This is a genomic window from Chamaesiphon sp. VAR_48_metabat_403 (assembly GCF_031422475.1).
Classification (GTDB): domain Bacteria; phylum Cyanobacteriota; class Cyanobacteriia; order Cyanobacteriales; family Chamaesiphonaceae; genus Chamaesiphon.
In genome coordinates, this window is the sequence record NZ_JANPLS010000103.1 from 1 (window position 1) to 7,358 (window position 7,358).

Genomic DNA, 7,358 nt, shown 5'->3' on the forward strand with positions numbered 1-7,358 from the left:
CAGCCGAAGTCTAGCCGACACGATCGATCTGCACGTAGTCCCGCAGATTTTTAGCTATTAGTAATTTCTCACTACTGGTGCGCGATGTAAGTCACGTACCAATGTTTGCTGTCAAATGCCAATCCATCTATTACCTATCGATGTAATTCACACGATCGCAGCAGGAGAAGTAATTGACTCGCTGGGGGCGGTAGTACGGGAATTATGTGAAAATGCGATCGATGCTGATGCTACGCGAATTACGGTATCGCTGTTTCCCGATCGATGGCGGATTCGGGTAGCTGATAATGGGATCGGGATCGGGCTTGCGGATTTACAACAGGCGGCGACGGCGCATAGTACGAGCAAAATCGACGATCGTGAGGATTTATTTCAGATTACGAGTTTGGGCTTTCGTGGGGAGGCGTTGCACAGTCTGGCGCAACTTGCCAATCTCGAAATCTACAGTCGTCCGCGCGATAGTTGCGATGGTTGGCATTTAGTCTACAACCATCAGGGGGAAGTAATTGGGCAGCAGGAAGTGGCAATCGCGCCCGGTACGGCGATCGATGTGGTAGATTTATTTGGTGAATGGGCGGCTCGGCGCGAAGGTTTGCCAAATCTTAATTGTCAATTGCGCCAAGTGCAGAACATTATCTATCATTTGGCTCTGTGTCATCCCCAAATTGGGTGGACGATTCAGCAGCAACATCGTCCGTGGTTTCAGATTATTGGGAGTAGAACTACCCAGCAAATTATTCCCCAATTACTTCCAAAAATTCGGGTTGACGATCTTCAGCATGTTGAAATTGAGATGCGAGCGGATGCTCTGAAATTGGCTCTAGAAGAACTTTATGCTGGTAAATACGATGGTGTAATGAAGCCACCAGACGGAGATGCACGCATTCAGTTAACTTTAGGATTGCCCGATCGATGTCATCGTCATCGGCTAGACTGGGTAAAAGTCGCTGTCAACGGGCGGATCGTCCGATCTCCAGAATTAGAACAAACGATCGTCAGTAGTTTGGCGCGTACCTTACCGCGCGATCGTTATCCCGTCTGTTTTCTCCACCTGCAAATTCCCCCCCACTACATCGACTGGAATCGCCATCCCGCCAAAGTCGAAATCTATCTCCAACACGTCGAATATTGGCAATCGCAGGTAACTGTTGCGATCGATCGAGCGTTAAATTTACAAGCCGATGAGTTAGACGAAAGCACTCACACCAGCCGGATCGGTAAATTACTCGCAGTCGCCGAACAGCAAGGAGCTTACCATATTCCGCAGCGATCGATTATGAACGACGGCGACGGTTTGGGCTTACTCGAACTCCGCGCTGTCGGACAAGTCCTCAATACCTATATTGTCGCCGAACATGCCGATGGATTGTGGTTAGTCGAACAACATATCGCTCACGAGCGGGTGTTGTACGAGCAAATAAGTAGTGCTTGGCAACTTTTACCTCTAGAACCGCCAATAATTTTGTCCCACCTGTCAGAGCGGCAAATAGAGCAGTTACAGCAAATCTCGATCGAGATCGAGCCATTTGGAGAAGGTTTATGGGCGATTCGCACAGCTCCCGCACCCCTATTAATGCGCGAAGATATCGCAGCAGCAATTACCGAACTCAGCCTGGGCGGAGACTTACAGGCGGCGCAAGTAGCTGTCGCCTGTCGCTGCGCGATTCGGAATGGTACGCCCTTGAGTTTACCAGAAATGCAAAGTTTACTCGATCGCTGGCAACGTACTCGCAATCCCCGCACCTGTCCGCATGGTAGACCGATTTATCTCTCATTTAAAGAAAGCAGCCTCGCCCGATCGTTCCGCCGTCATTGGGTGATTGGCAAAAGTCATGGTATTTAGGGAGACTGGGAGACTGGGAGACTGGGGACTAGTTAATTTCCTAAAACCTAAAACCTAAAACCTAAAACCTAAAATGTAGCTTTTACCAACAAATCTGGGCTTTATAACCGTAGGCACAACCCAGTATCAGTTCGCAGTAGTCATGAGCGATTTTCCAGACTTTTTAACCCAAGGATATCAAGTAATTCGCGAACTAGGGCGGAATGCGGCTGGTGGGCGCGTTGTCTACTTGTGCCAGACAATCGATCCACCCAATCGGCAAGTAGTCATCAAACAGTTTCAATTTGCCAAAGGCTCTGGCTGGTCGCAGTTTAAAGAAGTCGAGCGCGAAATGCAAGTGCTCAAAGATTTAAAACATCCAGGGATACCGCATTACATCGAATCGATCGAGGGTGATGATGGTTATGCGATCGTCCAAGAATATAAAGAGGCTCAGGCTCTGTCTATCCCCCGCAGCTTCGATTCTGACCAAATTAAACAGATTGCGGTAGCTGCGCTGGAAATCTTAATTTACATGCAAGATCGGATTCCTGCGGTCATTCACCGCGATATTAAGCCCGAAAATGTTTTGGTAGATGCAGATCTTAATGTTTATCTGATTGACTTTGGCTTCGCGCGGATCGGTGGTGGCGAGGTAGCAATGAGCAGCGTCGCGGCGGGGACATTTGGCTTTATGGCTCCAGAGCAGATGTATAACAAAGGACTCACCGCCGCCACAGATCTTTACGGATTGGGGGCGATGCTGATTGCATTACTAACGCAAACCAAGTCTAACCGAATGGACGCGCTCATCGATGAAGATGGCAAAATTACCTTCCAACATCTCACGCCAAAACTCAGTACGGGATTTATGGATTGGTTAGAAACAATGGTCGCACCCAGAGTGAGCGATCGCTATCTCGATGCAGAAGCCGCTCTAATTGCCCTCAAACCGATTTATGTCACTCGCTATCCTTCAGTCGAATTCAGCCCGCCTAGCCTGCAATTTAACGCCACTCAACTGGGTGAACGGATTACCAAAACGCTGACTATTATCAATAGTACTCCCGATACCAGCTTAGAGGGCACTTGGTCGATCGAGCCACACCCCCACGATCCGCCAAATTCCAATCGCATTCATAAGTGGATTTCGTTCTCATCCAGGGAAATTAATAGTAATGAAGTTGAATGCGAAATTACCGTCGATACCAGCAAATTAACGGCTCAATCTGTGGGAAGTCGCTCGATCGTTTTGACGAGTAATGCCGTTCCCGATGTGCATTTGCTCCGACTTGAAGTCATGACAGCTCCGCTCCCCATTCAAGCCAAGCAATTCCCCTATGGGGCAATGGTAGTATTCCTGATGTTTGCGTTTGGCTGCGGATACAGCCTGAAATCTAGTGAAGCTTGGAGTTCTTCTGGGACAGGAATTGCTACAGGCTTTTTGACTGGCGGCTTTTTGACGATGTTTTCCAGCACTAGCGACGTACATCCTGATGGTGTGAAATTTCGGGCGGGAATCGCGGCAATTTGTGGGGGATTGTTTGGGCTTTGGCTGGGTGGTGCGGCTGGTTGTATTGCTGGCATCACATTTGGGGCATTTGCTGGCACGATCGCCGGGGGGATAAATATGGCTGGTGGTCTAAATGGAGTAATCATCGGCGCGCAGGCGGTGGTAGGCAGTTTGGTCGGCAGTTTGGTGGGATTAGTGTTGAGTTTTGTTGTTAATAGCAATGGAATTCCGGCTGGTGCTGTACTTGGGGTTCAGGCTGGGCTAATCGGCTATTTTTTCGATGCCGAATATGCTCGACTACCCGAATCGAGACGATATCGGCATGGTTTTATTTTTCTCGTGTTTGAAATAATTGCGCTCTTTGGTCTGAGCTTAGGCGTTTTGCTCTATCGACTGGATGGATTTCTGCTGATATTTGTCTTGGGATTGGCTCTTAGCATCGCATATCTATTATTGTATCTGCCATCGCGGCATCTCAAACAAGTCGAAGTGTACCGTCAGCGCGAGAAATATCTGATTAAACTCTGATTCTCGATAATTATTTCAATTTTCTTTCCGGTTGGGCGTTGGTAATACTTGAATCTAGTAAATGTGTGGGGAAGCTGTCTAGCTAGCTGGTAATTATCGGAACTGAGTCAGCTCCGATAATTACCGTCAGCATCCACAACATTTATTATTAAGAGTACGAGCGGAACATGGCAACCCATAATTCTATTTTCGATGAAATTGTTGAAGGTTTTAAGACGGTCTCCGAAGGCGTAGGGCGAGAACTTCAATCGGGCATCGAACAAGGAGTTAAAGGTACCTTTCTAGAACTCAATCGCGGTGAAGATATCCAAATCAAACTAGCGATCGGCGATAATGATGCGAGCCGAGGTTGTTGCAAAGATATTTGGATTCCGATATTAGAACGCAAGAATGATGGTAGCTTTGAAAAAGTTGTTAAAAATTTAAAAATTAAGATTCCGGCTGGGGTCAGTTATGATACTAAATTAAAATATGACGAGCTAGGCGATGTCAGTAGATCTGGTGGGAGATCGGGAGATTTATATATTATTGTCGTCGTCCCCTCGCAAAGCGATCGACACAAACCCAGTAATATATTTGATGAAATTGAAGCCAATCTGAAAACAACATGCGAACAGATCGGTCGAAATTTTAATGCCTATACTACCGGGCAAGAAGACGTTAGCAAAACACCCCCGAATCCCGTGCGCGGCGAAGATCTGCAAATCGAGCTAGAAATTGGCTTCGATGAAGCTATTTTAGGCTGCATCAAAGAAATTCAGATTCAGGTGTTAGATTGTCAGGATAATGGTGAATTCGTCCGAGTTACGCGATCGTTAAAAGTAACGATTCCTGCGGGAGTAAACGATCTGAGTAAATTGAGATTAAAAGAGCAAGGCGATGCTAGTAAAAGTTACGGTCAACCAGGCGATTTATATGTATGTTTGCGGGTTCCCGATCGAGATAACGAGCGCAAACGAAACGGTTTAAATATCGAATCTGAAATTAAAATTACCACCGCCCAATCCCAATCTGGTTGCGAACTGATGGTGAAGACAATCTTTGGAGAGCGGAAAATTTGCGTCTCGCCAGGAACTAAAAGTGGCGATTCCTTAGTCTTGAGTGGCTTTGGTATTTTTAAGTCTACTTTTCCCAATAAAAATGGCGACCATATTATCAGATTTAAGTGTGAATAAATGACTTCATAGAGATCGATACAAAAGGGTGAAGGTAACCACTACCCTCACCCTAGCAATCGTGCGATTATATTGCAACATAACTGCACTAGTTTTAGAGTCGATGGCGATGATGTTCCGAACATCATTGTCGCTCTAAATATTTAGTTAGAAGGTGCTAGTAAGAGGGTTTGCGGAAATCCTCACGGTTACCGCCGCCTTCTTCGCGGGGACGGGCTTTATTTACTTTGAGAGAACGACCCATCCATTCTGCACCATCAAGATTGGTAATTGCATTGTCTTCGCTGGCATCGTCAGACATTTCAACAAAGGCAAAGCCACGCAGTCTGCCAGTCTCGCGATCTGTGGGAAGTACAACTCGTTTGACTGTGCCGTAGTCCTCAAAAACTGTTTTTAAGTCTTCTTCGGTGGCTTGGTAGGATAAGTTTCCGATATAAATGGTCATGAGAGCATCGATAAAGCTGGACGAGAAAAGTTACTGTACACTTAGCAGACAATAGTATGTTAGCCGATCGCTAACAAAGACTACGCCCGATTAGCTAGCGTTGGCGTTGAGGCGATTGCCCAAGGCACGCTACGCGAACGATTAGCTATTGGCAAATCGATGGTTTTAGATCGACTGACTTAAATAAGTAGTTCTCTAGACTTCAATGCTGACTAGCGATCGAACAGCAACTAGTAATTATTCTTTTTATCATACCCGATCTCCTGGGTTTTAAGAGTTATCCAGATTACAAGTTTGGGTTTTTTTTTAAGTACCTAGCGATTGACAGAGCGCGGGTGCCAACCAACCGAATAAATGTACTCATGCAAATTTTAGTCGATCTCGATCGATTTCGGTCTTTGAGGGTCGTTCATCCCGGTTTGGCTAGATGTCGGTGTAAATCCGGCTTGCTTTTCCAGCCAGGTTTTTACGGGGTCATCAGTCAGATTCAACCGGAGTACCCCAGAAATGAACCCACTGCAAAAGGCGGCTGGTTCTTTGGCTAATTCTTTAATAATCGGCGTGAGTTCGTTTAAAAGCATGAGATTTATCGGGCGCACCAGTAGGATATGTACGATTTTAACTTAAATGGTATGGGGGAGGGGAGTGTGGGGGTGTGGGAGGAAAGAAAATGAATCTCAATATCAAAGACGCAAGCGTCCCGATTACTTCTTACTTCTTAACTTCTTACTTTCATCTCCGATCTCCCACCAATGCAATGTCCAGCTCGAAACGGGGCATATTAAGAGACGGTAGGTAAGATCGGGCGAATTTATGACGACAAACAGTTTGGACTCGAATCTGTGTGGGTATCGGTTGGTAGCGGAACTCGAACGTGGTGACAGAACTGTAGTGTATCGGGCGCAGCCAGCGGAGCGATTGGGTGCCAAAGCTGAGACGGTAGTTATCAAACTATTGGTAGCAGAGTATCCGACTTACGAAGAGCTGCTGAATTTTCGCCATCAGTATACGATCGCCAAAAATCTCGATTTGTTGGGGGTGGTGCGAGTTTATAGTTTAGAGACGTGCGATCGCGGTTATGCGTTGGTAATGGAAGATTTTGCGGGTGTTTCGCTGGCGCGGTATCGGCAAAGCGCGTGTTTGCCCGTGGTAGACGTGTTAGAGATTGCGATTCAACTTGCAGACACTTTACACGCACTCGGACGCGAACGGATCGTGCATAAGGATATCAAACCTGCAAATATTCTCATTAATCCGGCTACCAAGCAGGTGAAGCTGATTGATTTTGGGATTGCTACCCAATTACCACACGAAACTCAGCAGTGGTTGAGTCCGAATTTACTCGAAGGAACCTTAGCTTATTTGGCTCCAGAACAGACGGGACGGATGAATCGGGGACTCGACTATCGTACCGACTTTTACGGGCTGGGAGTGACCTTATACGAGCTGCTGACTGGCAAATTACCCTTTGTGGCTGAAGATCCGATCGATCTGATTCACGCTCATTTAGAGCGGGTGGCGGTGAGTGTCGATCGGGTTAATTCGGATGTACCCTCAGTCGTCGCCCAGATTGTGGCGAAATTGATGGCTAAAAAGGCTGAGGATCGCTATCAGAGCGCGTTGGGGCTTAAATACGATTTAGAACTATGTTTGGAATTATGGCAAACAACGGGGACGGTGGCTGAGTTTGAATTAGGCGCGCGGGATTTGAGAGATCGGTTTACAATTCCCGAACGATTATATGGCCGAGAATTAGAAGTTAAAACATTACTAAATGCCTGCGATCGCGTTGCTACTGGCAATAGTGAATTGGTATTGGTGGCGGGATCTTCGGGGATTGGAAAAACCGCACTTATTAAAGAGCTGCACAAACCA

The 7,358-nt window shown here is 46.7% G+C and carries 6 protein-coding genes; 4 read left to right on the plus strand and 2 right to left on the minus strand.

Translation table 11 applies throughout. The annotated features are described in order from the left end of the window. Nucleotides 1–115: 115 nt before the first annotated feature. From mutL to RMO79_RS05390, 3 genes are all read left to right on the plus strand, one after another. Nucleotides 116–1,843, plus strand: coding sequence for a DNA mismatch repair endonuclease MutL (gene mutL / locus RMO79_RS05380; RefSeq protein WP_310482028.1), 1,728 nt, complete (start codon nt 116–118; stop codon nt 1,841–1,843). A 142-nt stretch (nt 1,844–1,985) separates the two neighbouring features. Then, nucleotides 1,986–3,863, plus strand: coding sequence for a serine/threonine-protein kinase (locus RMO79_RS05385; protein WP_310482029.1), 1,878 nt, complete (start codon nt 1,986–1,988; stop codon nt 3,861–3,863). 167 nt (nt 3,864–4,030) lie between these two features. Next, entirely contained in the window at nt 4,031–5,038 is a 1,008-nt protein-coding gene (locus tag RMO79_RS05390) for a DnaJ C-terminal domain-containing protein (RefSeq protein WP_310482030.1), read from the plus strand. Between the two features lie 157 nt (nt 5,039–5,195). Here the strand turns inward: RMO79_RS05390 and RMO79_RS05395 are convergent, their stop codons facing one another. Beyond that, nucleotides 5,196–5,483, minus strand: a complete 288-nt coding sequence (locus RMO79_RS05395; RefSeq protein ID WP_310482031.1) for an RNA-binding protein — start codon at nt 5,481–5,483, stop codon at nt 5,196–5,198. A 371-nt stretch (nt 5,484–5,854) separates the two neighbouring features. Beyond that, complete coding sequence (locus RMO79_RS05400) at nt 5,855–6,064, minus strand: hypothetical protein (RefSeq protein WP_310482032.1); 210 nt, start codon at nt 6,062–6,064, stop codon at nt 5,855–5,857. Between the two features lie 232 nt (nt 6,065–6,296). Here RMO79_RS05400 and RMO79_RS05405 point away from each other — a divergent pair. Further along, nucleotides 6,297–7,358: protein kinase domain-containing protein (locus RMO79_RS05405; RefSeq protein WP_310482033.1), on the plus strand; the 1,062-nt coding region annotated here is incomplete at its 3' end.

What these genes read in the sequence shown, in the direction of transcription:
- mutL (WP_310482028.1), top strand. Translation starts at nt 116, where the DNA reads ATGCCAATCCATCTATTACCTATCGATGTAATTCACACGATCGCAGCA.
- RMO79_RS05385 (WP_310482029.1), top strand. Translation starts at nt 1,986, where the DNA reads ATGAGCGATTTTCCAGACTTTTTAACCCAAGGATATCAAGTAATTCGC.
- RMO79_RS05390 (WP_310482030.1), top strand. Translation starts at nt 4,031, where the DNA reads ATGGCAACCCATAATTCTATTTTCGATGAAATTGTTGAAGGTTTTAAG.
- RMO79_RS05395 (WP_310482031.1), bottom strand. Translation starts at nt 5,483, where the DNA reads ATGACCATTTATATCGGAAACTTATCCTACCAAGCCACCGAAGAAGAC.
- RMO79_RS05400 (WP_310482032.1), bottom strand. Translation starts at nt 6,064, where the DNA reads ATGCTTTTAAACGAACTCACGCCGATTATTAAAGAATTAGCCAAAGAA.